The following is a 26,962-nucleotide window of genomic DNA, read 5'->3' as shown; positions in this document are numbered from 1 at the left end:
GTTGCCCTCAGTCCTCGGCCAGGATCGCCGCAGCCGACGAACGGCGCATGACGCTCACCGGGGCTGCGGCACCGATCACGGTCAGCAGGACCGCCACGACGACGATGCCGGCCGACGGGAGCACCACGCTGCCGGGCAGCGGGCCACCGAACACGGTCAGCGCGACCCACGCGAGGACGCCGCCACCGACCGCGCCGATGGCTGCCATCACGGCCGCCTCCGACAGCACCAGCCGGACGACGGCGCCGTCGTCCCAGCCGATCGCGTGCAGCAGCGCATACTCACCGAACCGCTCCCGAATGTTGATGTAGAGCATGTCCACCACCGTGAACGCTCCGAGCGCGGCGGCGATCGCGGCCGCCACATAGTCGGTGCCGCGAACCTGGACACTCACCGCATCGCCGAGCAGTGTTCCCGTGACGGCGCCGTGGAACGCCGAACTGATGCCGGCCAGGCTGACCAGCGCGGCCACGCCGACACCGAGCGCGGTCGCACCCAGCACGGCCCGGCCCGGGACGCGCCGCAGGTTCGCCAGCGACAGACGGAAGATCCCGGCCAGGCGCACTGCCCGCTTGGGTCCGGAGACCGCCGGTGACACTGCGGCACCGGGGTGCGCGCGGGAACTCTGGATCGCGGGCCAGAGTGCCGCGATCACCGCCAGCAGCAGCGCCGCCGGTACGGCCAGGGCTGCCCGGCCCACGTCCACCGGCACACCGACGAGATGCCCGATCGGCAACGACAGCAGCGCACCGGCGATGCCTGCCACCAGCCCGAGCGCGCCGACCTCGGTGAGGATCAGGCCGAACAACCGTCGAGGCGGCCATCCGAGGCACGCCAGTACGGCCAGCTCGGTCCGGCGGGCGCGGACCGCGGCGCCGGTCGCACCGGTGACGAACAGCGCACACACCACCAGCACGAGAATGAACAGGATCAGTGACTTGCGATCGACCGCTGACACGATCAGCGCGGCGACGCCCTTGCGCGACCACAGCTCCGACAAGGCCAGCGCCGGTCGCCCGTACCGGCCGGCCGGATCCTGGATCGTCACCGGTGCCGGCGACGAGCCCATGGTGACGTCGACGTCGAGTCCGGTCTGATCGTGAATCTCCTGGGCGATCAGCCGGACCCGCTCTCGCGAGGCGGCGTCCAGTCCGAGCGCGCCCGACAGCCGGACCCGGATCACGCTGATCGGTGCCGCCGTGCTCACTCCGGCCGCCGCGGTGGTGTTGTCGTACTGCTTGGGGTTGTCGATGACGGAAAGCGCCGACAGCGTAGTGATCATGCTCGGCGGCACCGACAACAGGCCCCGGACATTGCCGTTGGGCAGAAGCGTCTTGCCGCCCAACGCCGCTCGCGAGGTCGGGTCGGCTCCGGAGGCCGCGGCAGGGAAGTAGGTCTCCATCGGTACGCCGCCGAGCCCGGACGACGATGCGGTGAGCTTGGCCGGATCGAACTCGCCAACCACATCGAAGCCCGGCGCGGTCTGTACCTGGTTTCCGACCTGCTGGTTCAGTACGGCGACGTGCAGTTTCATCGAACGCGTGGCGGTGTCGACGAGGTCACCGGTGTTGCCGAGGTCACCGGTGCCGAGGCGGAAGCTCAACGCGTGCGACGGGAGGAGCGGGTTGGCGCCCTTGGGCAGCGCGCTTGCGGCGAGACCCGACCCCTGATCGTTGTAGGTGATCGGGAGCGCGCTCAGGTACTGGTCGAGCGTGTTCTGCCCGCTGTTCGTCGCGGACTTGCCCTCCAGTGCGGCGAGCAGCGCCGAGTACGCCGTCGGCGCATCGACGGTCAACGTGGTCACCGGGGTACCGGACATCTGCGGCAGCGTGGACACGAGCTGCGTCGGATCCAGTCCGGCCGCGACCTGGTCGGCGGCGGCGGCAGGCAGGCGGCTGACCGCCACCTTCAGCTGTTCGTCGACGGGTGTCCGGTTGGCCAGCAGCACTGGGATCCTGGTGAGCGTCGTCTTTTCGTCCCCGTCCGCGCCCTGGTCCCCCAGCAGCGCGGCGAGCGTGCCGGTCGCCTGGGTTGGACCCTGGTCACCGGAGAAGTAGTTGCCCTTCGTCACCGCCGTGTTCAGCCCGACCAGCTTGGCCTCCTGAACCGGGTCGATCGCCTCGATCAGGTACGGGAACGTCCATGAGACCGACGTGACGCCGGTCGGCTCCGCGCTACCCGAGGCGTGGCTGTTGGCGCCGCCCGGGGCGTTGTAGGTATTGGTGGCGTTGATCGAGCCGCAGGATATCTCGACGAACGTCGACACCTCGTTTGTCTGAGGGTTGACGGTCAGCGTCGGACGCGGGCAGATCTGTTTGCCCTCGCCGTTGGCTTTGTTGAGCACCGGCACCGGCCCGTTCGGCGAGTCCGCGGCACCCATCGGCGCATTCGAGATGAACACGTAGGAACCGGGGGCGCTGAACTGATCGTGGGCCGGGATCGAGGTGAGGCCCCGCTCGGAGATCTGGGTGGATTCGACGCGGTACACCTGCGACTTCTGGCCCGGGGTCACCACTCCGGACAGGTCGACGGGGACGTTCACCGTCGGCAGCGCGTACCCCACGAGGGCAATCGGCGCCGCGACACCGACGCCGGAGATCTTCAAGATCCGCTGCCACTGGGCCGTGGTGATGCCGCCGGTCAAACTGGTCAGCGCGGTCGACGAGACCAGGTTATCTCGGACCTCCAGGTCCGACTTCGATCCGGCCGGACGGACAAGCAGGTCGTACGCGCCGCGTGCGTTGTTATTGACGGTGCCGGTCACCTCGAGGCGCTGCGTGCTGACGGTGGCCGTCAGAACTGCGAACGAGGTCACGGCGACGAGCAGCGCCGCCAGCAGCGCGACCGCGCGCCCGAACCGGTGGCGTAGCTGCGCCAGTACGATGCCCAACATATGTGCCCTTCCGTATATCCCTGTGCGTGTCACATAACTCCGTACGTTCGCGCGCCACGGTCGCGACGTTCACTGGCTGGACGCGAGCAATTGGTATCCGTCCGCCTGGAGCCGGAAAAGGCGGGCATAGTGGGGCAGCCGTACTTCGTGACCTGATCTTTGGTCAGTTGCGTCTTGTCGGACAGGGTGTGCAGCAAGAGGGCGGCCACCGCGTGAGCGTCCGATGTTGTGTCGACAAACGAATATCACGAGGTGGCCGGTGCGGCCATGGTAGAGGCCGGGCGGGCCGCGGGGAAGCTCGCCGAGTTGATGGGCCTGTTGGGTGCGCATTTCGCCCGGTGGGAGCCGTTGGTGCAGGCGGGTAAGTACGTGCGGGGGCTGCTCAGCGATCTGCCGCGTAAGAACCCGGCTCTCACCCACTCGCCGAACTCACCGAGATCCCCTTCCAGCGGTTATGGGACGAGCCCTTCATCGCCACTCCGCCGGAGTCCGGCTGGTGGCGTGACTACTGGCTGTCCACGGACGAACGAGACGGTCATGAGGTCCGCATCGGTGCCGTCACGCACAATCCGGATGAGTGGCTGACGGCCATCGCCAGCGGTTATGGTGTCAGCCTCACCCCGGAGGCCACCGCCCGCTTCTACCAACGTCCCGGGGTCACCTACCGGCCCGTCACGGGTGTCAGCCCCAGCCAGGTCGGGGTGGCCTGGGCCCTCGGCGATGACAACAACCCGGTGATCGGCGAATTCGTCCGTGCCTGTCTCCAGCACCGCCGACCGAGGGAGTCTGATTCGCCCCGGCACTTCGCCAACGGTACGGAAATTGGGTTGCGTCAGGGGCCGCGATGATCCCCTATTGATGGATGATCGCCGATGACGTGACACGGACCGCCGAGCTTGCCCGTGAAACCCTTGCGGCAGCCACCCATCTCGACTGGCAGAAACTGGCCGGCGGCCTGGAATGGAGTTGCTGGGAGACGGTCGAGCACATGAGTGACGATCTCTTCGTGTACGCCGCGCAGCTCGGTCCCGCGAATCCGTCCACGAGCACCCATGTGCCCTTCGGCTGGCACCGACGCCGTCCGGGTGGGCCGTGCCTGACCGTCTTCGTGGACCCGGCCGAAGGGCCGTCCGGGCTGCTGCAGGTCTTCGAGACCTGCGCGACGATGCTGGCGGCGGTGGTAGACGCCGTGCCACCGGACCGGCTGTCATTTCACGCGTACGGCCCTTCCGACCCCTCCGGGTTTGCCGCGATGGGAGTCGTCGAGGTGCTCGTTCATACGCATGACGTGGCCGTCGGATTGGACCTGACGTGGTCCCCGCCCGCCGATCTCTGTACCGGAGCGCTGCGCCGGTTGTTCCCGTCCGCGCCAACGGACGGCGAACCGTGGCCGACACTTCTGTGGGCCACCGGACGTGCGGACCTTCCCGGCCTACCCGCGCAAACCTCCTGGACCTGGGACGGCGCCCCGCGTCCATGAAGGTTGCCGTCCGGCAGGCACCGAGCGTGACGGGTGGGCGTCTGACCCGCAGCACCGGTTGACAAGGATAAATGGCTTGCACAGCCGTCGGTCCGAGAGCTTGACTGCTCGCCATGCCTTCCCCCTCACCGATCTTCGTCGCGGGTACGGGTCGTTCGGGAACGTCACGGATCGCCGACATCATCGGCGAACATCCGCTGATCCATCGGATTCCCATGGAGACCAAGTTCCTCATCGACCCGGGGGGCCTGCGGGACCTGGCCGACGCGCTCACCGATCGATACGACCCCATCGTTGGTGAGGACGCCTTATACCGGCTGAGCGACTTCCTCACCGTACGAGTGCCCGGACGGCGCGACGATCGCGGCAAAACTGTTCCCGAGCTCGTCGGCGATCGGCGCTACCGCGACGCGGTGCAACAGCTCTGCGCGGACGGCTCGGGTCATGTCCCTGTTCGCAACGTGCGCCAACCGGCGGTGAGCGCGGCCACATCATCGGATGCGAACTCTGGGGCACCGAGGCCCATCGCGGCCGAGGTCAGCGCGTCACGGGCCGTGCACCAGGGTTGATCGAGCACCCAATCGCGACCGTCCTCGTCACGATCGTCCGGCACCGTGTACGCCGCCGGTCCGGCCGCCTTGAACACGAGCGACGACACCAGCGTCAGCCCGTGGCCGACCGGCGAGTATGCCGCGCCAGCGCCAGGGATCGCGAGGACACCCCAGTGCCCGCGACCGGCGTATACAGCGCCCTTCGGCTGCGTCGCCAACCAGCGTTCCCAGGTCCGGTCCAACGCGGTGTCGGCGTCCGGGCTGTGGGCACCGGCCAGGACGGCGGCCTCGTCCACCGTGAGCTGGTGAGCCACCGTCAACACCTCGACCACGGCGTCCCCATGCTGCCCGAAGACCGGCGCCACCGGCAATTCACCGAGAACTTCGACGTCGGTTGCCCGCAGGTATCGGGCGCCGGCGCGAGGCTGGTCCTTATCGGCTGCCGGCTCAATGACGTTCACCGACAACAGGCGGCCCGGCCAGCCGGCCACCGGCATCATCGCGACGGTCGCCCACACAACCGTCCACGGTGGTCCGGCCGTTCGTACCCGGTCGCCGGCCACCGGCGCGGCATCGGCGGCCCACACGTAACCCGTAGTCATCAACTGCCAACCATAGCGGACAGCTGATAACCGTAGACACCACGCGATCTCGGCGGGTGCACGCTCATGCCGCAAGTCGCGCGGACCGAGGCAAAGGGCATCGTCGCCGAGGCGCAGAAGTCTCGCGGCGGACCAGCGGGTCACGGGTTCAGGTGTCATCGGCCGAGGTGAACGCTGCGGCGTGGTCGCGGACGAAGTCAGCGATGTCGCGCGGGGGATGGCCGAGAAGGTCGGCGACCGTATCGGTGACGAAGTCGCCCCAGCCGGAGGCATACGCCTGCGCATACTCCTCGATCATATCGACGATCCATTTCGGAACGCCGTAGCCGACCAGTGTCTTGCGCTTGGCGTCGTCGCTGACCGGCAGGTGCGTGATGGGCCTGCCGAGGGCGAGACTCAATTGGTCGGCGACCTCGGCAAACGTCCGCGAACGCGGGCCGGTGAGGGTGTACGTCTGGCCATGATGGCGATCGGGGTCGTCGAGGAGTACGCGCGCAGCGCACTCGGCGATGTCGCGTACGTCGATCATACCGATCCGGGCTGAGGCCATGTTCAGCGAGAATGTACCGGTGGCGGAGATGTCGCCTGCCTCGTTCAGCAGGTTCTGCATGAACCAGAGTGGACGCAGGATCGTCCAGAGCATCCCGCACCGTTCGGTCTCCCGGTCGGACAGCGCGTGCAGCCTGCCGCTGCGGTTCGGCGCGTCGTGTGCCGCGCCGACGACGGACAAGCGCACGATGCGCTCCACACCGGCTTGGCGTGCGGCCCACACGGCGTTCATGTTGTGCTCCGGGGCACGCGGGCCGTTCGGGGTGAGTAGCCATACGTCCTGGACACCCTCGAAGGCGGGCGGCAACGACCGAGCGTCAGCTAGGTCGCCGACGACGACCTCGGCGTTCCGCTTGCGCGGGCCGTCCGCCTTGGACTCCTCGCGGACGAGAGCACGAAGATCCACATCGGCTCCTTCCAGCGCATTCATCAGTGCGGTGGACACGGTTCCGGTGGCTCCGGTGATCAGCACGGTACGTGACACGCTCATTCTTCCTTGGCGGTAGCGGGGATACGGGTCGGGGCGTCTCCCTCGGCGGGGACCTCGTGGCCGCGGGCTACCACACGGCTCCCCACGTCTCGCGCCGCTCCGAACTCGGTCATACGCATGGCTTCAGCTCCTTGAGTCATTTGGTTGAGGCGGCCGGTGCCGGGTCATGGCCGGGTTGAACCGGGCTCTTCGGTGGCATCCCCGCCGCCCGGTTGACGTTGACGCGCTCCACAGCCCAGACAGCGACGGTCCCGGCGGCGAAGACGGCGCCCAAGACACACACGCCAGTCCAGCCGCCGTGCACCCGAACCACCGAAGTCAGCGCGGAGCCCACCGCGCCACCGAGGAAATAGGAGGTCGTGAAGGCGGAGTTGATCCGGTTGCGGGCCTCAGGCCGGAGCGCGTAGATGACGTTCTGGTTGCTGTTGAGCACCGCCTTGTGCGCCAAGTCCAGCACCACCACGCCGACGAGCAGCCAGCCCAGCGAGCGCCCCCCGTTGGCGATCGCCAGCCACGACGCCACCAGCAGGACCGTCCCGGCGCCGGTCACGATCTGCACGTGGCCGCGGTCGGCCAGCCGCCCCGCCACCGAGGCGGTCAGCGCCCCCGCGGCGCCGACCAGGCCGAACAGGCCGATGGCGGACGCCGACCAGCCGTACGGCGACCGCACCAGCAGGAAGGTCAGCGCCGTCCACAACACGTTGAACGAAGCCATGCTCAAGGCGGCGATACCCGCCCGCGACCGCAGCAGCGGCTCGTACCGGAACATCGCAACCGTCGAGCGCAGCAGACCTGGGTAAGACAGGCGTCCGCCGTCGCCGCCGAGCCGGGGCAGGAAGACGCGCAGCAGCACGGCCATCAGTGTCATCAGGACCGCGTTCACCCAGTACACCGTCCGCCAGCCGCCCAGCCCCGAGAGCAGTCCGGACGCGGTGCGCGCCAGCAACGCACCGACCAGCAGCCCGGTCATCACCGTGCCGATCACCCGGCCACGTTCGGCCGGGGCCGCCAGCGTCACCGCGAACGGCACCACGACCTGCGCTCCCACCGAGGTCAGTGCGGTCAGGGCCGTACTGACCAAGAGCACCATGCCGTTGGCTGCGGTGGCCGACACCAGCAGGAACACCGCGGTCGCCGCGTAGAGCGACACGGCAAGCCGCCGCCGCTCCACCAGGTCACCGAGTGGTACGAGCAGGATCAGCCCCAGTGCGTTGACGTCCATGCCCAAATGTGCGAACGGCCTGGGGTACTGGCGGGTGATGCGTTGCCAGCACTCCAGTGCCTGCGACAAGGACCAGCGGCGAGGTCCGGACGGGACGTGGCCGCTTGGCCAGACTCGCACATTTGCCGATGAACGTGCGTAGATCAGGCACTTCTGGGCTCTGGCATGTACGCGGCCGCGATGGGTGTGCGTACTTTCCACCCGAGAGCTCGATAAAGGCGGTGACCCTCGTCAGTAGCGACCAGGACACCGGTGTCCGCGCCGACTCGAAGGGCGTGCAGCGCGAGCGCGCGCATGACGACGCTGCCCAGTCCGCGGCGCCGGTGTGCAGGTGCGGTTTCGACCTGGTCGACGATCCCGAGCGCGTCGGCGGTCGTGAACCTGCCGGACGCGGCAACCTGCCCCTCAGGGTCGAGAATGATAGCAGTGACAACATCGCCGGAGGTCTCAAGCCGGGCGGTGTACGGCGACGGAGGAGTTGCGTCGGAAGCGGCCCGGTACGTCGTCGTCATGAGGTAGCCGGTGTCCGCAAGCCTCCACTCGGCCGGGAGAGCAGCACGCAAGTGGTTCGGATTTCCTGCGATCTTGATCCAGGTTCCAGGTGCGTTCTGGTGCCGGCCGAGCCAAGCAAGGGTCTGCTCGTCGGGATCGTGCAGCACGTACCGCAGGCGGTGAGCGTGCAGTCCCACGTCGACACGCCATCCGCCGGGCACCCTAGTGGGTGGAGGCGTGGCTCGGGAGATGACCCAACCACGTACCCATGCGCTCACTAAGCTGGCCAGATCGCCATGGGGCCCGGTCCCGATTTCTTCAAGCAACACGGTCGTCCACCCTTGCTTGGCTTCATTGCGTGCCACCACCTTATTGCAAGTCAGTGGCAACAAGGCTGGCGGGTGGTGCGTGAGCATCAGACCTCGGTAGCCCTCGGCCGAGGCACAATTTGGTGCACGCTTTTGCTGCTGTCCGCTCGCCTCCGGGACGGGAAGAAACTGGGTTGCCCGGCGTGGTGTGAGCGAGCACGCTGTCGGCCATGGGAGCGCTGGACGCGATCGCGGCCCGGGTTGCCGCGGGCGTCACCGTCAGCTTCCGCCCGACCGGCTCGTCAATGGTGCCGCTGATCCGTAGTCGGCAACTGGTAACTGTTGTCCCAGTCGACCCGACTGCGGTCGAGGTCGGCGACATCGTGCTGGCTAGGGTGGCGGGCAGCGTCCATCTTCACCTGGTCTCGGCGGTGGACAATCATCGCTTGCGGGTTCAGATCAGCAACAACCGTGGTCGGATCAACGGTTGGACCAGCCACGCCAGGGTCTACGGCATCTGCACCACGGTCGGTGGTGTGCCATGGCCCCGCCTGGCCGGCAAACTCCAGCCCAGCTAGTGCCGTGTCAGGGAACCGACGGGCCGCGTGCCGGACGTAGCGAACTGCCGAGACCGGTGTGCCTGATCTTGCTGCGGGGCGGACGGCATAGGGTGCGTGCGTGAGTATCCCTGACCGTTGGAACTGCGCCTACTGCTGGGCGTCGGTGGACCCTACCGAAGCCGGGGAGGGTTTGTTCGTCGAGGTCCACAACGGCGGGTCTGCTGGTCAGACGATGGCGGCACACCGGCAGTGCTTCGTGCGGCACGTGAGCCCGCGATTGACTCTGGGACCGCTCCTCGAAGCTCCGGAGGCATCGGAGAGCAGGTCGAAATGAACGATGCCGCCGAGCATCGGCGCGAGATGCCTCGGCTGTCAGGCGCCCCGGGCGTACAAGGCCAGGCGCACCCGGTTCGGGCTGTCGGTCTTGGTCATCAAACTCGTGATATGAGTCTTGACCGTGGTGACGCCGATGTGGAGCCGCTCGGCGATCTCCGCGTTGGACAGACCCTCGGCCACGAGGTTCAGCACGTCCTGTTCGCGCGCGGTCAGTCCCTGGGCCTGCCGAGGGGTCTCGGCGCGGGCGTGCACCGCGCGCTGGATCAGGCGTTGCAGCACCTCATGGCTGAACGGGCTGTCGCCCGCGGCGGCCCGGCGGATGCCGTCCAGCAGATCGGCGGGTGGTGCGTCCTTGAGCAGGAACCCGCAGGCGCCGGCGGTCAGGGCCGGATAGAGGTGATCGTCGTCGCCGAACGTGGTCAGCACGAGGACCCGGGTGGCGGGGCGATCGGCGAGGATCCGGCTGGTCGCGGTGATCCCGTCGACGCCGGGCATGCGCAGGTCCATGACGACGAGGTCGGGGCGTAGCCGAGCGGCCAGAGAACCCGCTTCGCGGCCGTTGTCGGCCTCACCGACGACCTCGATGTCGGGCTGGGCGTCGCACAGCATGCGTAGGCCCGCGCGGATGAGGTGCTGGTCGTCGACCAGCAGCACGCGGATCATGCCGGCTCGGGCGTGCGCGGCCCGGGTGAGGCCTCGCGGGCGTCGGGCGCCGGCATGACGGCGGGGGAGGCGGTAGGGACCCCCGGCGCGGTGAGCGTGGCGGGGAGAATGGTGCGCACCCGCCATCCCGAGCCGGTCGGACCCGCCTCCAACTGGCCGCCGAGAACTTCGACGCGTTCGCGCATGCCGGTGATGCCGTGGCCGCCGCCGGACGGTGCCGTGGCCGGCACCCAGCCACCTCCGTTGTCCGAGACCTCCCAATGGACGGCCTCGTCCACCACGGAAACCGACAGGTGCGCCAGCGCGGACGTGCCGGCGTGCTTGGCGACGTTGGTCAGTGCCTCCTGGGTCAGTCGCAGCACCGCCAGGCCCCGCACCGCATCGAGTGAGCCGACCACCGGATCGATGTCGGCCTCCACCGTGACACCGGCCTGGCGGGCCCGATCGACCGCCGCGCGCAGTGCTGCCGGCAGCGCCGAGGGCTCGATCGCGGCCAGCGCCGCGTCGCCGCGTACCCCGTCGGGGTCGCGCAGCACCGCGACCAACCGGCGCAGGTCCGCCAGGGCCGCGGTCCCCGTGCCGTGCACGTCGTCGAACACCTCGCCCACGCGCGGATCCAGGTCGGGGAGCACGTGCCGGGCCACGCCGACCCGCAGCACCATCGACGCCACGTGGTGCGCGAGCACGTCGTGCAGTTCCCGGGCGATGGCGCTGCGTTCGTCGGCGCGCGCGGCGCGATTGTCGGACTCGCGCCGGCGCTGCTGCTCCGCTGCCCGCTCTTCGGCCTGCGTGCTGAGCTGGCGGGTGGTTCGGATGACCAGACCGAGCAGCAGCGGCACGCCAACCACCGCCCACAGCCCGAAGACCCCCGAGACGAACCGTCTGAACGGGTCGCCGATCGAGTCGGTCAGGTCGACCGCGGCCAGCAGCCCGGCGGCAAGCCAGATGGTCCGCGGCCGGCGCGTCCACATGGTCAGCTCGAGCAATACCCAGCTGGCGCCGACCTGATTGATCATCCCGTCGTCGATGACGCCGATCGCGATCGCGAGCAGTGCGGCCTGTCCCACCAGGTTGAGCAGCAGCCGGCGGTGCAGGGCCAGCGCGACGATGAACGCGGCCACCGCGAGGATCCATTGCGTGGCCGTCGGCGAGCCGGCCGGCGCGCCGAAGACCAAGTAGCCGACGCCGCTGAGGTCGAGCAGAATCATCCGCACGAGCGTGTAGCGCTCGTCGAACAGCCGTCCCACCCAGCTCACGGGATCAGCCTAAGTGCTGCGGGGCGAGCGCAGAAGCGGCCGTCGGCCGCGCCCACCTGGTTCGGGCCGCCCGATAGCCGGCCCGAACCACGAGCAGTGTCCCGGTCATGCGGCCAGCACCAGTTCGGGGCGGCGGCGGCGAGCCACGACCCCGCCGACGGCGGTCCCGGTCGCGACCACCACGACCGCCACGGCGGCCAGGGTGAGCCCGTCCGGGCGCAGCAGCGGCTGCCCGCGCAGCGCCTGCCAGGTCAGCAGCATCGTCAGCACCCCGTAGGCCGCGCCCGCCACGACCAGCAGCCGCACCCGGCTACGCTCGTCGAGCCGCGTCCCGAGAAACCGGTTCAGCACGATCGCCAGGATCGGTAGCGCCTGCAAGGAGTGCAGCCCGACAAAGTGCCCGACGCGCAGATCCCCGCCGGTGGTGCTCCAGCCGACCAACGGCAGCCCCGGCCCACCATCCGGTACCCCCACGCTGTGCGCCCCAGCGACCCCCTCGATCCCCGGGGCCTGGGTGGGCAGCACCATCGGTACCGCCGCCAGCATGCCCAGCAGCGACAGGCCGAGCCCCAGCCGGACCGCACAAGCGGCGACCCGATTCGCGATCGGCCGGCGCAGCACCACGATCCCGATGACGAAGTGCGCGAGGAACAGCAGCACAATGGAGGCGCCCATCACCTTCCACAAGGCGGCGTTCAGCGGCGTGGTCTCGTTGTAGTGGCTGGTCGTTCCGCGCAGCACCTGCCCGACGATCACCACCATCTCCGACAGCGCCATCGCGACGACGGCCGTGGCCGCCCACTTCGCCACCCGGTTACGTTGCGGCAGCAGCGAGAGCATCCAGGCGAGAGTGACGCCGTACAGCACGAAGGACACCGAGAACTTGAACGGCTTGAGCCAGATCGGCACGCCGGTCAGGACCCGTGGATCGGCGAAGATACCGACCCCGCAGACCACGGCGAGCACCGCCATCGCGCAGACGAAGACCATCAATGGGCGGTCCCAGTACGCCGCCCTGCGAAGTGCACCAGTCATAACTGTAGATGCTGGTGAATGGCAAACCGGAAAGCGCCCGACCACAAGCCGCGGTCGGGGCCAGTGGTCGGAGCGCCGTCTCCTCCCTGGGGAGGAGGTCGAATAGTGCGCCTACCTCCGCACGTGCCTCGAGTCGGCCGGGGCGGGCGTCGGTCAGGGTCTGTTCGCGGTGAGGGGCGGGCGGCGTGTTGTGAGCAGTTCCAGGTGTAGGGGCCGAGTTCACGGTGCCGCGACGGGGTACCCGATGGCGGCGATCTCGTCGAGCAACCCGGCAACACTCACATCCGGGTTCAGGGCCTTCACCACGGCGTCGGTGAGCGGACGGTGCGCGACGACATGCCCGACCACGCTCGGGTCGACCTTGATCTCGTAGAAGTCCTCGGCGAACGCGATGTACCGATCGGCAATGTCGTCGAGCAGGATCTCGAGCAGGCCGGAACCGTCTGGGCCGATGTTGTCGGACGGGCCGCGCAGCGGCGGGAACGTGATGCCTTCGCCCGCGTGCCACCGGTCGCCTGTGGACAGTCGCCACAGTGCGGCGGTCGCGACGAACCCTCCCTCGTCGTCACCGAACGCTGGTTCCTCGAGCTGCGGACCGAACACCTCCGGGAGGCCGTCGAGCAACCCCGGCCACAGCTCGTGGTCCGGATCCCGATAGGGCGTCATCGCCGACTCGTGGTCAAACACGCGGATGAACGCGCCCTCGGCGGTGAACACGACGGCCCACTCGTCGCCGCTGCCGTTGCTCATCAGGGCGGCCTCGTCGTCACCCCAACTGCGGGTGTAGGTGTAGTAGGGGTAGCCGCCGTCGACGATGCACTCCAGCACCGCGAGGGACTTGCAGCGGCTCCGCAGCACATCGATAGTGGGCAGCTTGGCGGCGATGTCGTACGCGGTCACCCGGAAAGCCTACGGTGGATTTCAAGCGGCGTGGTGGGGGAATCTCAGGGCGATCGGGCACGCGCCGAGTACCCCACCGTCGTCAACCGGGTATCAGCGCCGTGGCGTCGATCCTCTGGCTCGGCTGCCCACCGGATGACGGTCACTCGTCGACAGGCCGCCACAGCCATCGCAGCGCGTCAGGCAGAAGGGCGCCGCCGTGATTCGGGTTGTGGCCGCCATCGCCGAGCGCGAGTCGGAAGTCGTAGCCAGCTTCCGCCAGGGCGGCCGCGACGCGCAGGTTGTTGGCGAGCCAGTTGCGCTCAGGCCTGTTCCAGTGCAGGTCTCGGTGGCCGGCCTGCATGAATATCCGTATCGGCTTTCGGGGAACGCTGGGGATGAGTTCGGGGTAGGGGTTGCCGCCGGGCATCTGCGCGAAGCTGGAAAGGCAGCAGATCACGCGTCGGAACCTGTCCGGGCGCAGCCATGCGGCGGTGAACGCGCAGTTGCCGCCGCTGCTGCCCCCACAGATGCCCCATTGGTCTGGAGCTTCGGCAATCGGATAGCGCTCCGCCACCCGTGGGATGATCTCGGTGAGAAGAAGGGTGACGTAGCGGTCGTTGAACGCGTCGTACTCGACGTTGCGGTTCTTCGGATTCTCGGCGCCCGGGACGATGCCAGGGTCGACGAACACGCCGATGGTGACGGGGATGTCGCCGCGGTGGATGAGGTTGTCGAGAACTATCGCGCCCCGGACTTCTCCCTCCGGATCGAGATACCACCCTCCGTCCTGGAACACCATCAGCGATGCGGGCTGCGACGGGTCGTACCGAGCGGGCACGTGGACCCAGAACTTCCGCGATGTGCCCGGATAGGCGGCGCTGCCGCTGCCGTCGAACTCGATGGTCTGACCGACGGGCACGGCCGGCTGCCGGGTCGAATCGGGGCCGTGGGCGTAGCGTACGTCAGACTGGTCGATGGGGAGGGCGCGGAAGGGTACCTCGACGGCGGTCACCCCAGGACCCTATGGCCGGCGTGATCACCGGTCGACAGAATTCGCATCCGGTCATCGCGCGTTGGCGAACAAACGCAGAACATATGGCGAACGCGTTCTCCCGACGGTGGCCTGCTTTCGGCAACAACGTGCCTGCCATCCCATCGGGCGAGGATCGCAACATCGCGCTTGATGTGCGGCGCACCTGGTTCGCCCGATGATGTCGAACAGTCGGACCACGGTGGCGATGGCGCCATGCTCGTCAGGCGCCAGCTACCTGCCTGCAGTAAGATCCATTCGTGGAGATTCGCACCCTTCTGCGTCAGCGCCTCAGGGTGACCGCGGCACTCGCCGCCGCGGCCATCGGCGCATTGTCCCTACCCGCGACACCCGCGAATGCGGCAGCTGTCTACTGGAATTTCAGGAACGCCTATACCGGCAACTGTCTGACCGCAGGCGTGAACAACGGCGGAACCGGCAAGGCCTACGTCACCACCTGCACCTACGGTGCCAGCCAGGAGTGGGACTTCGTCGGCGGCGTCAAGGGCGAACAGCAACTGAAGAACAAGGCAACCGGCCTCTGCCTCGACACCGACAACAAGTCGTCCCAGAACGTCGTCTGGACCGACAGTTGCAGCCTGAAGAGTGATGGCGAGTACTTCGCCTACTCGCACAACCTTTACTCCTACGCCGATACCTGGCTGTACACCAGCACGGCCAACCCGGGCGCGGTCTACGGCACCAGAGACGCGACGACCCAGCCTCAGTTTGTCTGGACGGGGAGCACCAACTGATCCACGGCCTCGTTGGGGACGCCGGTCGGCGTCCCCAACGGGCTGACGATCTGACCACAGTTGCCCATGGGGAAGTCGCGGCTACGCAGAACGGCCGGCCGGCGCTGGATGTATCCACGGGTCGTGATCCTGATGTCACGGGTGGTGGCAGTGGGTGGAACGTTATGCCTGGCGGGCGGATTTGACTATCCGGCCGCGCAGCACGATGACCGACGGCTCGTGCAGGACACCAGGGTCGGCGACCGGGTCGCGGTCGTAGGCGACCAGGTCGGCCGGGGCGCCGTCGCCGAGGTTGGGCAGCCCCAGCCAGGACCTCGCCGACCAGGACGCGGCCGCGAGCGCCGCCTCGACCGGTAGCCCGGCCCGGATCAACCATCCGACCTCGGCGGCCACCGTGCCGAACGGCACGCTGTCCGTGCCGGCCAGGACGGTGACGCCGGCGTCGTGTGCCGCACGGGCGGTGGTCAGCATCCCCTCCCAGCCGGTCAGCCACCAGTCCCGGCCGGGGCTGGCCGAAGCCGCCCGGACCTGATCCACGTCGCCGCCGAACGCGGCGAGGGTGGGTACCAGCGCGGTGCCCCCAGCGGCCATCCGGTCCAGCAGCGAGGGGTCCAGGTGCATGCCGTGCTCAATGCTGTCGACGCCGGCCAGCACGGCGTTGCGGCAGCCCTCGGCGGTCTGGCAGTGCACGGCCACGCGACCGCCCGCCTCGTGTACGGCGGCGGTGGCGGCGCTCAGCACCGCGAGCGCGAGCGGCGGCTGGTCGTGCCGCCAGTCACCGATGATCTTGCACCATCCCTCGGACGCCGTGGCCTCCTGTACGCAGGCCGCGACGAGCTCCTGCTCGTCGACCTCCCGGCCCCAGCCGGGAAAGAAGCGGCCCGGCGTGGTCAGCCACCGGCCGGCCGAACGCACGCGCGGCAGCCGCGGGTCGTCGTGGACCCAGCCGGGCAGGCGGGAGGCCATGCCCGGAGCCCTGATGGCCAGGGTGCCGGAGTCGCGATGGTCGAGCAGGTGCTGGCGCAGCTTCGCGTCGTCGAAGGGATCGTCGGGGTCTTCCGAGCCGGGGTGGGTGTGCACGTCGACCAGACCGGGCAACAGCCATCCGCCGTCGATGACCGCCTCGGTGGCGCCGACCGGCTCGGTGCGCAGCACCTCGCCGTCGATCCAGAAGGACCGCGGTTCGCGCTCCGGCAGCACTGTCCCTCGGATCTGAACTGCCACGCAAGGACCCCCTTGCCGGTGGTACTCCGACCGGATACCGGCGCCAGCGTAGCGACCGCATCGGGCGCTGTCAGCACGCGCGGCAGACGATGGTGCCGCGGCTACGGGATCAGTACGGGCGACCGCAGATTCGCCACGCCCCGTCCTCCTTGGTGAGCTGGAACAGGTGTGTGTCGGAGCTGCCGTCGGCATAGCGAAGCTCCGCGTTGACCGCCGCGGAGACGTGACCGTTGAAGTTCGAGACGTTCGTGCCGGTGATCGAGTGCTGGACGATCTTCGGCCGGCCATCGACGATCTGCGTGAATTGCTCCGTGGTGAACTGCTGGCGAGTCGCGGAGCACAGATCCTCGTACGCCGCCTCGGTCTGGCCGGCCGTCATCTCGTCGAGAAAGGTGTCGACGCTGTCGTGGGCAGGCCCGGTGGCGCTTTGGACGGACTTGAACAAGAAGATGCCACCCGTGAGGGCGCCGCCGCAGCAGACCACGACGACGATTCCCACGATGATAAGGACTGTTCTGGCGGTATTCGTTCGCCGCGGTGGGGGAACCGGCGCAGGGTATGCCATGGCGCGAGGGTAACGGTGGGAATCAAGTCCCACCGATCGCACCGATATGGGGCGTCCACAGTGGATGGCGCACCGGGGGGATGCCCGCCCAGGCTCCGATCACTCATGCCTCGGCGCAGGTGGCTACCGCGGGGCGTCGTCCGGCGACTCGGCCGCGGCGAGCCGCAGGACCGGATCGAGCAGACCCGGGAAGCGGTCGCACAGGTCGTCGGCGCGTATCCGGATCCGCCGGTGCCGGCCGTCGACGGTCATGCTGATCACCCCGGCCTCGCGCATGATCCGCCAGTGGTTGGTCAGGGTCGACATCGGCACCTCCAGGCCGTCGGCGAGAGCGGCGCAGGTCGACTCGGGATTGGCCGAGGCTCGCCGCACCAACTCCAGGCGCACCGGATCACCGAGCGCGTGCAGCACTGGCGCGAGCGTCAGCGAGTCGCGCGCGGGCTGGGGCAGCTGTCGCATGCCCCCACGATACCTCGTCATTCGACAGTTCGGGATTGTCGAACTATGGTGTGGGTCATCCGCATCACGAGAGGGGCCAGCGTTGACCGCACCCGCAGACGCGACAACGGCCGGATCGCCGGTGACCGCAGGCATTCGATCGAGCCGAGCAGCGTTGCTCACGGTGACCTGCCTGGGTCAGTTCATGGTGCTGCTGGACAGCACGATCGTCAGTACGGCACTGCCCAACATGCAGCGGCGCCTGCACGCCGGGCTGAACGATCTGCAATGGATAGTCGACGCCTACGTCCTGCTGGTCGCCATGCTGTTGCTGTCCGGCGGCGTGTTCGCCGACCGTTTCGGTCGCAAGCGGGTGTTCCTGGCCGGCGTCGCGGTGTTCACCGCCGCGTCCGTGCTGTGTAGTGTCGCGCCCTCGATCGGTTGGCTGACCGGAGGGCGCGTGGTGCAGGGCATCGGGGCCGCCGCACTGAGCCCCGCCTCGCTGGCCCTGCTCGCCGCCGCGTACCCAGACCCGCGAGAACGAGTCAGGGCGATCGGGTTGTGGGCCGGATTCAGCGGGATTGGCCTGGCCGCCGGACCGCTGGCCGGCGGCCTCCTGGTCGAGGCCTTCGGGTGGCCCGCCATCTTCCTGGTCAACGCGCCCGTCGGCGCGGTCCTGCTGCTGGCCGGTCTGGGTACCCTGGGCGAGTCCCGCAACCCCGGCGCACCGGCGATCGACGTCGCGGGGACGATCCTGTCCGTCCTGGGCGTGGGGTTGCTGACCTATGGTCTGATCGAGGGCGGTTCCCGTGGCTGGACCTCACCGGTGATCCTGGGTAGCTTCGCCGTCGCGGCGGTGGCCCTCGCCGTCTTCGTCGCCGTCGAAGCGCGTCGTTCGGCCCCGATGCTGCCGCTGCGGATGTTTCGGCAGCAACTGTTCACGGTGTCCAACACGGCCATGGTCGTGGTCGGCTTCGCTCTCATGGGTTCGGCCTTCTTCTTCTCCCAGTTCTTCGTCTACGTCCAGGGCGCCTCGATCCTGCGCGCCGGCCTGCAGACCCTGCCCACCTCCCTGGCCATGGTCGTCGTCAGCCCGTACGCGGGCCGGTTCGCCGCCAGGTACGGCTTCCGGCTCGTGGTGACCACCGGCCTGGTGTTGGCCGGGCTGGGGCTGCTGGCACTGGGCTTCGCGCACGCCAACACCGGATACGGCAACGTGTGGTGGCGGCTGGCCATCGTCGGCGTCGGCTTCGCGCTGGCCATGTCCCCGCTGACCGGCGCCGCCATCCAGGCGGTCGACCCGCCGGAGGCGGGGCTCGCGTCGGGCATCAGCAGCACCACCCGGCAGATCGGCGCGGTGCTCGGCGTGGCCGTACTCGGCGCCATCGTGCGCACCCGTCAAACCGGTGGTGCGTCCTTCGAGGCCGGTCTCGACAGCGCCTTCGTCGCGGCTGGTGCCGTCACCCTGGCCGGTGCCGTACTCACCGGCCTGTGGCTGGTGAAGTCGAAGCCCGGGGAGGGGTCCGCGCCGCGGGTACAGTCCAGCGATCCGACCGCCGTCACGACGCCGTCCTGACTCGCTCCCACCTCGGCGTCGGGCCACTCAGCTGAGGGGGCATGGTGCCTCGTTCCCCCGGCGCGGTTGGGTCGTTCAGCGATCCGGTCGCCATCGGCTCAGGCCAGGGCGGGCCGGCCCATGTCCTGATATGCCGAACGCGCGTCCAGCGGCTGGAACCGGAAAGATATGACGCCCTATGTCCTGCGGAGTTATCGACCTCAGTCGTCAATTGCCGTCGGGGTATTCCTTGGTGCTGAGGTCCGTCTCGGCCACTGCCACACGGACTGCCCGGCCTTGGCGAAGCGACATCCTGCTGCGTCGGCGTTGCCTGACACGGGAGGCGGCACTGATCCAGCCGCGGACCAGCTGGATCAGTGCCGGTACCGCGGCGAGCGTCGTGTAAAACTGCAGCGACGTCCCCAGCGGCAGGGTGGTGGCGAGCATGGCGAGCGCGACGCCGACCTGGAGGCAGGCGAGGGCGATGAAAATTGGGTGCGAGCGCCGTAGTGTCGCCAGACTCAGCGCTTTGTTGTTCAGCTCGACCGCCGGCCGCAGGACCATGCGGGCGATGCCGCGCGGCAGCCGCCGGTACGCGAGGGCGGTGAGGGTCACGGTAGCCGCCGCGACCACCGCTGCCAGCGCCTGGCGTGGCGCCCCGTACGGCAGCGCCGCAGCCGCGAACCAGCAGGTGAAATACAGTCCCGACGTGGCCAGGTGCAGCCGACCGAGCCACAGGGTGGCGGCCACCTGAGCGTTGTGGACGAACAGCGGATTGTCAGGGTCAGCGGCGATCGCGGCCTGGATCTGGCCAGCGGCCACGGTCGTCCGGGACCTGCGCAGATCCAGCAGGGCAAGGTTGTTGCGGGCCACCGCGTGGTCCGGTGACACGGCCAGTACCCGCTCATAATGCGCCCGGGCGGTGCGCAGGTCGCCGAGGGTCGCGTCGACCCGGCCGGCGAGCGCCCATACCTCGATCTCGTTCGGTGCCAGCGTGAGCGCCTGGTGCGCGGCGTCGCGTGCCGCCATCCGGGACTGGGTGTCCTGCCGGGCCAGCAGCGCCTGGGCGAGCACCACGTACGGTTGCCAGAGCTGCGGTTTGAGACGCAGCGCCTCTCGCGCCGCTTCGGCGGCCTCCACCGGCCGGTCCAGTTCGCGCAGCGCGACAGATCGCAGCCGATGGGCCCATTCGTGGTTCGGTTCCAGCGCGCACGCCCGCTGCGTTTCGGCCAGCATCGCCGGCCAGTTCTTGGCGAGTTGATGGCACCGGGCCAGCAGGCACGCCACTCGAACCGAGTTCGGGTCGCCGGCCGCGACAGCGGCGAGTATCTGCTGGGCGGGCTGCCAGCGGCGCAGCTCGAGCAGCGCGTCGACCCGTCGCAGCTCCGGTTCGTTCATCGGGTCGCTGGGTGCCGTTTGAGGTACTGCGCCAAGTCGTCGTAGCTGCCGTCCTGGTTGCCGAACCGAGCGACGTTCTTCGCTGAGGCGAACCACGCGCCGGTCGAGGGGCGCAGCTGGCGCGCCGCGGCTTGCATGTCCTGTTGCTCGATCATGCGCACCTCACCGGAGGTGATGGCATCCTGGATCGCGTGCTCCGCGGCGGTTTCGCACAGATGCTCCAGGTCAGCTCCGGAGAACGCCTCGGTGGCCGCCGCCAGCTTGCTCAGGTCGATGTTGGCGATCGGGCGGTCCCGCAGGTGGTATTCGAGGATCGCCGCCCGGGCGGGGGCGTCCGGCGGCGCGACGAACAGCATCCGGTCCAGCCGCCCGGGCCGGCGCAGCGCCGCGTCGACGTCCCAGGGCGCGTTCGTCGCGGCCAGGGTGAACACCCCCTCGTTGGTGGTCGCCACACCGTCGAGTTCGACCAGCAGTTGGTTGCCGAGGGTTCGCATGACCGAGGAGTGCAGCTGACTGCGCTTGTGGCCGAGCGCGTCGATCTCGTCGAAGAACAACACACACGGCGCGTTGCGCCGGGCCGTGTCGAAGATCTCATGCAGATTCCGCTCCGACTGGCCGGACCACATGTCCAGAACCTCGGCGATCGCCACCGAGATGAACCGGGCGCCCATTTCACCAGCCACGGCGCGGGCCAGGAACGTCTTGCCGCAGCCCGGCGGACCGTACATGAGCAGACCGCCGCGCAGCTTCTTGCCGTACAACGCCCGCAGCTTCGGATTGCGCATTGGTGCGAGGAACGCAAGCTCCAGGCGTGCCTTGACGTCGTCCATCCCACCGACGTCGCTCAGCCGTACCGCGGAGACCTCGGCCTGCACGATGCCGTCGGCGTCCTCCTGGATCGGATCCGGCCTGTCATCGGAGCGCAGGAACCGGGGAGGCATGACGCCGTCCAGGTCCTCCACGATCGCAAACCAGTCCGCGTCCGCTGAGGAAGCCTGCGGCCCGGCCGAGATGTTGGGCTGGTCGTCCTTGCCCCGTGACGATGCGGCGGGGTGCGTCGGGCTGGGTTCGGCATCGCTGTCGCGGGCTGAGCCATCGCCCGCGATCGCGCGCGCCATCAGCGTGCGCACGCCCGCGTCGTTGGGATCACTGGCCAGTGCGCGGGCGAGCTGCTCGATGGCCTCGTCACGGCGGTGCGCGGCGAGTAGCAATTCGGCGAGGTGTACCCGCAGGGGAATGTCGTCCGGGCGGTCAGCGATGGCCGCCCGCAGGCTGTCAATCAAGGACGGATCCATCCTGGCAGCGTATCCGCGGCCGCGACCAGACGGCCATCCGGTTTGCCGCGGCGGCCTGACGGCGTCACCGTCGGCCGGCCGCGGCTTCCGGGTCATTTGCCCCACGGGGTTGCTGGGCCAGCTCGGGGAGCTGCGCCCGTTCAGGCTCGCGCTGGCCCTCATGCCGGCCAGGATCTGCGTCGCCTGCGCCTGCCCGTAGCCACCCTCGATCTGCGGCACGAGCGGCACACCGTCGACGAAGTCGTTCGACACGAAGCCCTGAGGTCCTTCGTCGCTATCCACTGGACGGCGTGGCCGTTGACCGTGCGGTCGGGTACGGCCGGTCCCAGTATGGTGGTGGCCCCGAGCTCCACGTTCGCCTGGCTGCCCTTCCCATCACCAACCACGAGCTGTGCGCTCGCGTACCGTTGCCCCAGCGGTGGAAAGCTCACCGTGCAGCCGAGCACCTTGGCGCCCGCGGGCAGGTCGGTGAGTTGGAACGGTACGACGCAGCGCTGCGCCCGGTCCAGATGGAGCGCCGCGAGATCGTTCCACAGTTCTCCCACGCCGCCCCCGTCGGGGAGGTCGATCCCCAACCACATTGCACCGCATCCTCGGCCCGATGCCAGTCACCACACATGAGGTACGCGAAACGGACCAGTCCCGCATCTCGACAAAATCGCCGTACTCTGCCTCAGCATCAGCCCGCATCCCGCCAGCCCATCCGACCCTCGAAGTGGTCATCCTTTCCTGGACACGGGTGTGACCGTTCAAAAGGTTGCACGGTGCGAATGGTCGGCGCGGTGGTCCGGGCATCGAAGGTGCGCAGCCGCTCCAGGCTCTCATGCTGAATCTTCAGCGCCCGCGCCGCGTCTATCACCTCATGCCCGGGCAGGCCAGAGGCCGAGTAGAACGCGGGCCACCGCGACCTACAGCCCGGGACCGCGTCCGGCGGTACGGAGATCCGCATCCAGCGGTTCCGGACGCGGTGACGTCGCAGAATCCCGTCGAGTTGATAGACGACCCCGGAGACGAGGACGTACCCGACGACCTGGCCGCCGCGCCTCGTGCCCGAGACAGGCGCTCCTCCCGGCTCGTCGTGTGCCCGCTCGCGGCCCTGCTCTGCGTGTCCCATGACATCCCTTTGTCGAAAATAAGATGTTGCCCCCTATACACGTGGACGGCCCATGAGAAGTTGCAGCCCGGACGGGATGGGTGGCCGGAGCCTGAACCGTGCGGCCCAGAGTTGGGCGTTCGCGCAGATGGAGTGCTGTAGGAGTTTGTCCAGGCCCGACGAGGGTGTCTCGGCGGCGGCGCAGAGGCAGCGGCGCCGCCGGTGGCAATTACCGCGGACCTATCCCGTTTCCCGATACAGGGGGCCGTTCTGCCTCGGCGGCGCGGCCCCCTGTACGCGTCGCTGTGCAACCACTCTCCGCGTTCCTATCGTCGTCGTTATAGCGCGATGGGGCCGAGGTCAGCGGCGGTTCGGGCCAGGCCGCGGATAGCGGGGCTGTCGGCGGCGGAGTGCCAAGTCAGCGCCCAATGAACGTCCGGAGCATCGCGCACAGGCAGGAAGGCGATGCCCGGGGGACTGTGGTAGCGGGCGGCGATCTCGCCCAGTGGCTGGACGCACTTCCCGGCGGCGACCAGGGAAAGGACCTCGTGGAAGGTCCGGGCGGTAGGTCCGCGTGGGATCCGGCGGCCGCCCGGCGTACGCGTCGGGACCATGGACGCGACCCAGTACTCGGGGGCGTCGGGGCCGAGGTCGACGACGTGGTAGTCGGCGAGGTCCTCCAGGGATGCGGTGCCGCGCTCGGCGAGCGGATGGTCGGCCGACACGGCCAGCACGCGGCCCCCGGTGTACACGGTGGGGCCGACCGTGAGGTCAGGTTCGGCAACGGGCAACCACAGCACGTTCACGTCATTGTCCCCGGTGCGCAGGGCGGTGAACGGGTGACTGCCGGTGATTTCGTTGAACTGGACATCGCTGCCGGGGTAGCGAGCGCGGAACACCTCGACGAGGGGGCGTAGTTCGTGTCCCGCGTGACCGAAGACGCCGACGCGTAGGGTCTGGCCCGCGCCCAGGCCGGCCGCTTCGGCGCGAGCGAGTCCCTCGTGGAGAAGGTCGAGGGCCTGCCGCAGGTCTTCGCGGAGGCGCCGGCCGACCGGGGTCAGACTCACCCGCCGGCTGGTGCGATCGAACAGGGCCACGCCGAGGCGCCGTTCCTGTTTGCTGACGGCCTGGCTGACCCGGGCCTGGGACACGTGGAGCCGTTCGGCGGTGCGGCCGAAGTGCAGCTCCTCGGCCAGCGTCAGGAAGATCTCGATGTCCCGCAGCTCCACTGATAACTCCAGCGTGATCAATCGCCCCACGAAGCTTACCTTGTTACGCCTCCGGGCTGCCTGAATGCTGAACCTGTCAGCGCAAGCCGAACCACCAACCCTCTACCTCTTTGATTCATCCAGGAGTAAATGGCATGACAGGCACAGCCACGTTCGGCGAGCTGACCGGCGACTACATCCTCGTCACCGCCGACACCCGGATCGGCTTCGTTGCCCGCCACCCGATCGGTCCGAAGGTGCGCGGGCAGTTCGAGGAGTTCGCGGGCGGCGGACACTTGGACGGTAACGATCCGTCGAGGTCACGCGTGAAGCTCACGATCCAGGCCGGCAGCATCCAGACGCACAACTCGCAGCGCGACGGCCTGTTGCGCGGAAAGTTCCTTGACCGGGACCACTATCCGACCATCGCTTTCGCCTCGACCGGGGTGCGGCAGGTCGACGAAACCGCCTTCGAACTCACCGGTGGCCTGACCATTCGCGGCGTCACCAAGCCGGTCACCGTGGCCTTCGAGCGGACCGGCATCCAGCGTGACCCCCGGGACGGTATCCGGATTCAGTTCACGGGCAGTGCAATGATCAATCGCGCGGACTGGGGCGTGAACTGGAACGCCGCGACCAGCGCGTCGATCAGTAAGAAGGTGGCGCTGGAGTTCGACGTCGTGCTCCGGCGCACCGGACTGACCGCGCAACGGTCACCTGCCCAACCACGCTGAACTGGCCCGCTCATTGCCCCGGCGCGATGCTGTGGTTGATGCGGAACATGTTGGGCGGGTCGACGGCGCGCTTGACCTCCACCAGACGCTGGAAGGTGTCTGGCTCGTAAGCCCGCGCGACCTCCTCGATCGTGGTGTCGTAGCCGGTCAGGAAGTTGGCCTGCTTGCCGCCCGTCGTCCACGGGGCCATCGCCTGGGTCAGCGCGGCCAACGGCGCACGGAACTTCTCCGCCATGCCCGGTGCGCCGAACCCGGCCGCGGAGAGCTGGAAGGCGGCGTCCCGGTTGCCGACGGCGTTCGGCACTCGGGGTTCGCCGGCAAGCGCGCCGCCGAACTGGCGGATCTCAATTATTCCGACCGGGGTGTCGAGGCCAGGCCCGGCGGCGGCGATCAGCGCCTGGGCGGCCTGGGCGGGAAAGTCCTGGAGCAGGGCCGACATCTCGTACGTCGGAGTCGGCTCGACCGGATCGGCGTGGATGGAGGCGATCGCTGTGTACGGCATCTCGGCCACCGTGTCGATCAGGCACGGCGCGGCGGCGCGCAGGTCCGCGACGAGCCGTTGGCCGTCGTCGGCCGACCCCAGGTAGGCGATCCGGACGTGGACGCTGAAGCGGTCGCGCAACGGCTCCGGCACGGACGGTGCCGACCCCAGTCGCAGGAATGCCATCGAGACCGTCAGCTCTTGCGGGGCGGCGGCCGCCAACCGGCAGTAGGCGTCGACCACCTGCTCGACGTGCTCGCCGGCAAAGTACAGCCCGCCGCCGTACAGGTCCGTCATCGGCACCAGGTCCATGGTCAGCGAGGTGACCACGCCGAAGTTTCCCGCGCCGCCGGGCACTGCCCAGAACAGGTCGGGATCGTGGTTCGCGTCGATGCGCCGGAGTGAGCCGTCCGAGCAGACGATGTCGGCGTTGTGCACGTGATCGGCGGCGAAGCCGTACGTGCGGCTGAGGGTGGGACTGACTCCGCCGCCGAGGATGTAGCCGACCACGCCGACGTTGGGCGACGAGCCGGCCATCGGGGCCAGACCGACCTCGGCCGCCGCATCGATCAGTTGCTGGGCTTTGACGGCGGCGCCGATCGTCGCCGTACGCGACTGCGCGTCGATCTTGACGTCGTTCAGCCGGCGCAGGTTGATCATGACTGCGTCGTCCGCGGCCACGACCGCGCCGTGTCCCGTGGCGACCACGGCAACCGGCAAACCGTTCGCGCCGGCGAAGCGGACGGCGGCCCGCACGTCGGCGGCGGACGTGGCGCCGACCGCGACGGTGGGGCGTTGCGCGAGAGCCGTATTCCAGGTGGCGGTCTCCGCGAGGTATCCCTCGTCGCCGGGGGCGACAACCGGGCCGGCGGCCGCCGTGGACAGCCGGGCCAGATCGTCCCGGTCGATCACGTACGTCATCCCGTGGCCCCCTGGCCTCGTTGCCTTTCCGTCCCTCCTCGCCGATACCCCCTCCGCGCGCGGCCTATCACCCAGCGCGACGCCTATTCGGTCGGCTACCTCGTATGAGAGACGACGGCGACATGTTGTCCGCGTCGTAGGTCCGCTTCACGGTGACCAGCCGCCGGAGGGTGCCGGAGTCGTACGCCCGGCGCACGCCCTCGGGGTTGGCATCGGCGGCGGTCAGGTATTGGACGTTCTGCTTTCCCGTGCTCCGCGGACGGAGTCGACGGATCAGTTCCTCCGCGTAGGAGGTGATGGCGCCCGCCTGGTCGGGGCCGCCGACTCCGAGGGCGTGCAAGGTGCTCGACCGGTACGGCGGGTACCGTGCTTTCATGCCAGCGCGTCAGGCTTCGCGGAAACCGCAACCTCCCATCGCGGCGATAACCCCGTGACGATCCACAAAAGGCGTGCGGGCGGGGCGAAGCGGGCAGTGGTGCTGGAGGGCGTGGCGGGGCTCTTCGCCCTGGCCGGGCTGATCACCTCTCGCGTCCAGCACCAGCCCATGCCGTCGCCCGCGCAGTTCCGCGACGTCCTGCTCGCCCAGCTCAGGCTGATGCTGGGGATCAAGGGCTGATTGCCCGATACCCGATGAATCGAGGAGCCATGACCACTGTCGAAATAACCCGTTTCCGCGTGCCCGCGGCGCGCGCCGACGCTCTGCTGGCCGCCCGGCCGGCGATGCTGCGCGACTTCCAGGCCGATCGCACCGGCTTCCTCGGCGCGCGGCTGATCCGGCTGGCCGGCGACGAATGGCTGGACATCGTCTTCTGGGGCTCGCCCGAGGACTTCGCCGAGTCCCGGCGCCGGGGCGGCGACCGCGCCGGCATCCAGGCATTCTTCTCACTGATCGACGAGGTGATCAGCACCGAGGAGGGGACCACCACCGATCCGGTGGGTGCGTGAC

At 68.9% G+C, this 26,962-nt stretch carries 26 protein-coding genes and 1 pseudogene; 9 read left to right on the top strand and 18 right to left on the bottom strand.

Annotated elements, in window-relative coordinates; all coding sequences use genetic code 11:
- Positions 1-7: 7 nt before the first annotated feature.
- Entirely contained in the window at positions 8-2,893 is a 2,886-nt protein-coding gene (locus ABEA87_RS03655) for an FtsX-like permease family protein (RefSeq protein ID WP_345626005.1), read from the bottom strand.
- Between the two features lie 422 nt (positions 2,894-3,315).
- Here ABEA87_RS03655 and ABEA87_RS03650 point away from each other — a divergent pair.
- Together ABEA87_RS03650 and ABEA87_RS03645 are read left to right on the top strand one after the other, a co-directional pair.
- Positions 3,316-3,741, top strand: a pseudogene (locus ABEA87_RS03650) (LysR substrate-binding domain-containing protein); the annotation flags it as partial.
- 14 nt (positions 3,742-3,755) lie between these two features.
- Positions 3,756-4,373, top strand: coding sequence for a hypothetical protein (locus ABEA87_RS03645; RefSeq protein ID WP_345626003.1), 618 nt, complete (start codon positions 3,756-3,758; stop codon positions 4,371-4,373).
- A 442-nt stretch (positions 4,374-4,815) separates the two neighbouring features.
- Here the strand turns inward: ABEA87_RS03645 and ABEA87_RS03640 are convergent, their stop codons facing one another.
- From ABEA87_RS03640 to ABEA87_RS03625, 4 genes are all read right to left on the bottom strand, one after another.
- On the bottom strand, positions 4,816-5,670 hold the full coding sequence (locus ABEA87_RS03640) for a hypothetical protein (RefSeq protein WP_345626002.1): 855 nt from the start codon (positions 5,668-5,670) through the stop codon (positions 4,816-4,818).
- Between the two features lie 4 nt (positions 5,671-5,674).
- A complete protein-coding gene (locus tag ABEA87_RS03635; protein ID WP_345626000.1) occupies positions 5,675-6,559 on the bottom strand; it encodes an SDR family oxidoreductase in 885 nt (294 codons plus the stop codon).
- 142 nt (positions 6,560-6,701) lie between these two features.
- Positions 6,702-7,787 (bottom strand): MFS transporter, encoded by a 1,086-nt coding sequence (locus ABEA87_RS03630; protein WP_345625998.1) that lies wholly within the window; start codon positions 7,785-7,787, stop codon positions 6,702-6,704.
- A gap of 143 nt (positions 7,788-7,930) precedes the next feature.
- Positions 7,931-8,476, bottom strand: coding sequence for a GNAT family N-acetyltransferase (locus tag ABEA87_RS03625; RefSeq protein WP_345625996.1), 546 nt, complete (start codon positions 8,474-8,476; stop codon positions 7,931-7,933).
- A 341-nt stretch (positions 8,477-8,817) separates the two neighbouring features.
- On the opposite strand from ABEA87_RS03625, the gene ABEA87_RS03620 reads away from it, so the two are divergent.
- Positions 8,818-9,165, top strand: a complete 348-nt coding sequence (locus tag ABEA87_RS03620) for a hypothetical protein (RefSeq protein ID WP_345625994.1) — start codon at positions 8,818-8,820, stop codon at positions 9,163-9,165.
- Between the two features lie 354 nt (positions 9,166-9,519).
- Here ABEA87_RS03620 and ABEA87_RS03615 read toward each other — a convergent pair whose 3' ends face one another.
- The 5 genes from ABEA87_RS03615 to ABEA87_RS03595 form a co-directional block, all read right to left on the bottom strand.
- A complete protein-coding gene (locus ABEA87_RS03615; RefSeq protein ID WP_345625992.1) occupies positions 9,520-10,146 on the bottom strand; it encodes a response regulator transcription factor in 627 nt (208 codons plus the stop codon).
- On the bottom strand, positions 10,143-11,402 hold the full coding sequence (locus tag ABEA87_RS03610; protein WP_345625990.1) for a sensor histidine kinase: 1,260 nt from the start codon (positions 11,400-11,402) through the stop codon (positions 10,143-10,145). The genes ABEA87_RS03615 and ABEA87_RS03610 overlap by 4 nt, the downstream gene beginning before the upstream one ends.
- 105 nt (positions 11,403-11,507) lie before the next feature.
- The gene (locus tag ABEA87_RS03605; protein WP_345625988.1) at positions 11,508-12,437 is read right to left on the bottom strand and encodes a hypothetical protein; all 930 of its coding nucleotides are present in this window, start codon (positions 12,435-12,437) and stop codon (positions 11,508-11,510) included.
- 219 nt (positions 12,438-12,656) lie between these two features.
- Positions 12,657-13,337: a hypothetical protein gene (locus ABEA87_RS03600; protein WP_345625986.1), complete on the bottom strand. Its 681-nt coding sequence runs from the start codon at positions 13,335-13,337 to the stop codon at positions 12,657-12,659.
- A 142-nt stretch (positions 13,338-13,479) separates the two neighbouring features.
- Positions 13,480-14,331: an alpha/beta hydrolase gene (locus ABEA87_RS03595; protein WP_345625984.1), complete on the bottom strand. Its 852-nt coding sequence runs from the start codon at positions 14,329-14,331 to the stop codon at positions 13,480-13,482.
- Positions 14,332-14,342: 11 nt separating this feature from the next.
- Between ABEA87_RS03595 and ABEA87_RS03590 the strand changes: the two genes are divergently transcribed.
- Together ABEA87_RS03590 and ABEA87_RS03585 are read left to right on the top strand one after the other, a co-directional pair.
- Complete coding sequence (locus tag ABEA87_RS03590; protein WP_345625983.1) at positions 14,343-14,531, top strand: hypothetical protein; 189 nt, start codon at positions 14,343-14,345, stop codon at positions 14,529-14,531.
- Positions 14,532-14,609: 78 nt separating this feature from the next.
- Positions 14,610-15,104, top strand: coding sequence for an RICIN domain-containing protein (locus ABEA87_RS03585; RefSeq protein WP_345625981.1), 495 nt, complete (start codon positions 14,610-14,612; stop codon positions 15,102-15,104).
- 162 nt (positions 15,105-15,266) lie between these two features.
- Here the strand turns inward: ABEA87_RS03585 and ABEA87_RS03580 are convergent, their stop codons facing one another.
- The 3 genes from ABEA87_RS03580 to ABEA87_RS03570 all read right to left on the bottom strand — a co-directional run bounded on the left by ABEA87_RS03580 (position 15,267) and on the right by ABEA87_RS03570 (position 17,352).
- On the bottom strand, positions 15,267-16,328 hold the full coding sequence (locus ABEA87_RS03580) for an amidohydrolase family protein (protein WP_345625979.1): 1,062 nt from the start codon (positions 16,326-16,328) through the stop codon (positions 15,267-15,269).
- A 109-nt stretch (positions 16,329-16,437) separates the two neighbouring features.
- Positions 16,438-16,893: an Rv0361 family membrane protein gene (locus ABEA87_RS03575; protein WP_459112882.1), complete on the bottom strand. Its 456-nt coding sequence runs from the start codon at positions 16,891-16,893 to the stop codon at positions 16,438-16,440.
- A gap of 123 nt (positions 16,894-17,016) precedes the next feature.
- The gene (locus ABEA87_RS03570) at positions 17,017-17,352 is read right to left on the bottom strand and encodes an ArsR/SmtB family transcription factor (RefSeq protein ID WP_345625975.1); all 336 of its coding nucleotides are present in this window, start codon (positions 17,350-17,352) and stop codon (positions 17,017-17,019) included.
- 121 nt (positions 17,353-17,473) lie between these two features.
- Between ABEA87_RS03570 and ABEA87_RS03565 the strand changes: the two genes are divergently transcribed.
- On the top strand, positions 17,474-18,907 hold the full coding sequence (locus tag ABEA87_RS03565) for an MFS transporter (protein ID WP_345625973.1): 1,434 nt from the start codon (positions 17,474-17,476) through the stop codon (positions 18,905-18,907).
- A gap of 207 nt (positions 18,908-19,114) precedes the next feature.
- Here ABEA87_RS03565 and ABEA87_RS03560 read toward each other — a convergent pair whose 3' ends face one another.
- The 3 genes from ABEA87_RS03560 to ABEA87_RS03550 all read right to left on the bottom strand — a co-directional run bounded on the left by ABEA87_RS03560 (position 19,115) and on the right by ABEA87_RS03550 (position 23,931).
- Positions 19,115-20,284 (bottom strand): tetratricopeptide repeat protein, encoded by a 1,170-nt coding sequence (locus ABEA87_RS03560; protein WP_345625972.1) that lies wholly within the window; start codon positions 20,282-20,284, stop codon positions 19,115-19,117.
- A complete protein-coding gene (locus ABEA87_RS03555; RefSeq protein ID WP_345625971.1) occupies positions 20,281-21,579 on the bottom strand; it encodes an ATP-binding protein in 1,299 nt (432 codons plus the stop codon). Before ABEA87_RS03555 ends, ABEA87_RS03560 begins: the two co-directional genes overlap by 4 nt.
- A gap of 1,431 nt (positions 21,580-23,010) precedes the next feature.
- Positions 23,011-23,931, bottom strand: coding sequence for a LysR family transcriptional regulator (locus tag ABEA87_RS03550; RefSeq protein WP_345625969.1), 921 nt, complete (start codon positions 23,929-23,931; stop codon positions 23,011-23,013).
- Between the two features lie 104 nt (positions 23,932-24,035).
- Between ABEA87_RS03550 and ABEA87_RS03545 the strand changes: the two genes are divergently transcribed.
- Positions 24,036-24,614 carry a YceI family protein gene (locus tag ABEA87_RS03545; protein ID WP_345625967.1) on the top strand — a complete coding sequence of 193 codons (579 nt, stop codon included), beginning with the start codon at positions 24,036-24,038 and terminating at the stop codon, positions 24,612-24,614.
- Between the two features lie 10 nt (positions 24,615-24,624).
- Here the strand turns inward: ABEA87_RS03545 and ABEA87_RS03540 are convergent, their stop codons facing one another.
- Positions 24,625-26,016, bottom strand: a complete 1,392-nt coding sequence (locus ABEA87_RS03540; protein ID WP_345625965.1) for an FAD-binding oxidoreductase — start codon at positions 26,014-26,016, stop codon at positions 24,625-24,627.
- A gap of 67 nt (positions 26,017-26,083) precedes the next feature.
- Positions 26,084-26,392, bottom strand: coding sequence for a hypothetical protein (locus ABEA87_RS03535; RefSeq protein WP_345625963.1), 309 nt, complete (start codon positions 26,390-26,392; stop codon positions 26,084-26,086).
- 54 nt (positions 26,393-26,446) lie between these two features.
- Here ABEA87_RS03535 and ABEA87_RS03530 point away from each other — a divergent pair, with 54 nt between their 5' ends.
- Both ABEA87_RS03530 and ABEA87_RS03525 read left to right on the top strand, forming a co-directional pair.
- Positions 26,447-26,632, top strand: coding sequence for a hypothetical protein (locus tag ABEA87_RS03530; RefSeq protein ID WP_345625961.1), 186 nt, complete (start codon positions 26,447-26,449; stop codon positions 26,630-26,632).
- Positions 26,633-26,661: 29 nt separating this feature from the next.
- Positions 26,662-26,961, top strand: coding sequence for a hypothetical protein (locus tag ABEA87_RS03525; RefSeq protein ID WP_345625959.1), 300 nt, complete (start codon positions 26,662-26,664; stop codon positions 26,959-26,961).
- The last annotated feature ends 1 nt before the right edge of the window (position 26,962 follow it).

Source organism: Rugosimonospora acidiphila (assembly GCF_039543385.1).
GTDB classification, from domain to species: Bacteria; Actinomycetota; Actinomycetes; order Mycobacteriales; family Micromonosporaceae; genus Rugosimonospora; species Rugosimonospora acidiphila.
The sequence above is the reverse complement of the archived record's forward strand: the minus strand, read 5'-3'. Positions and strand labels throughout refer to the sequence as shown.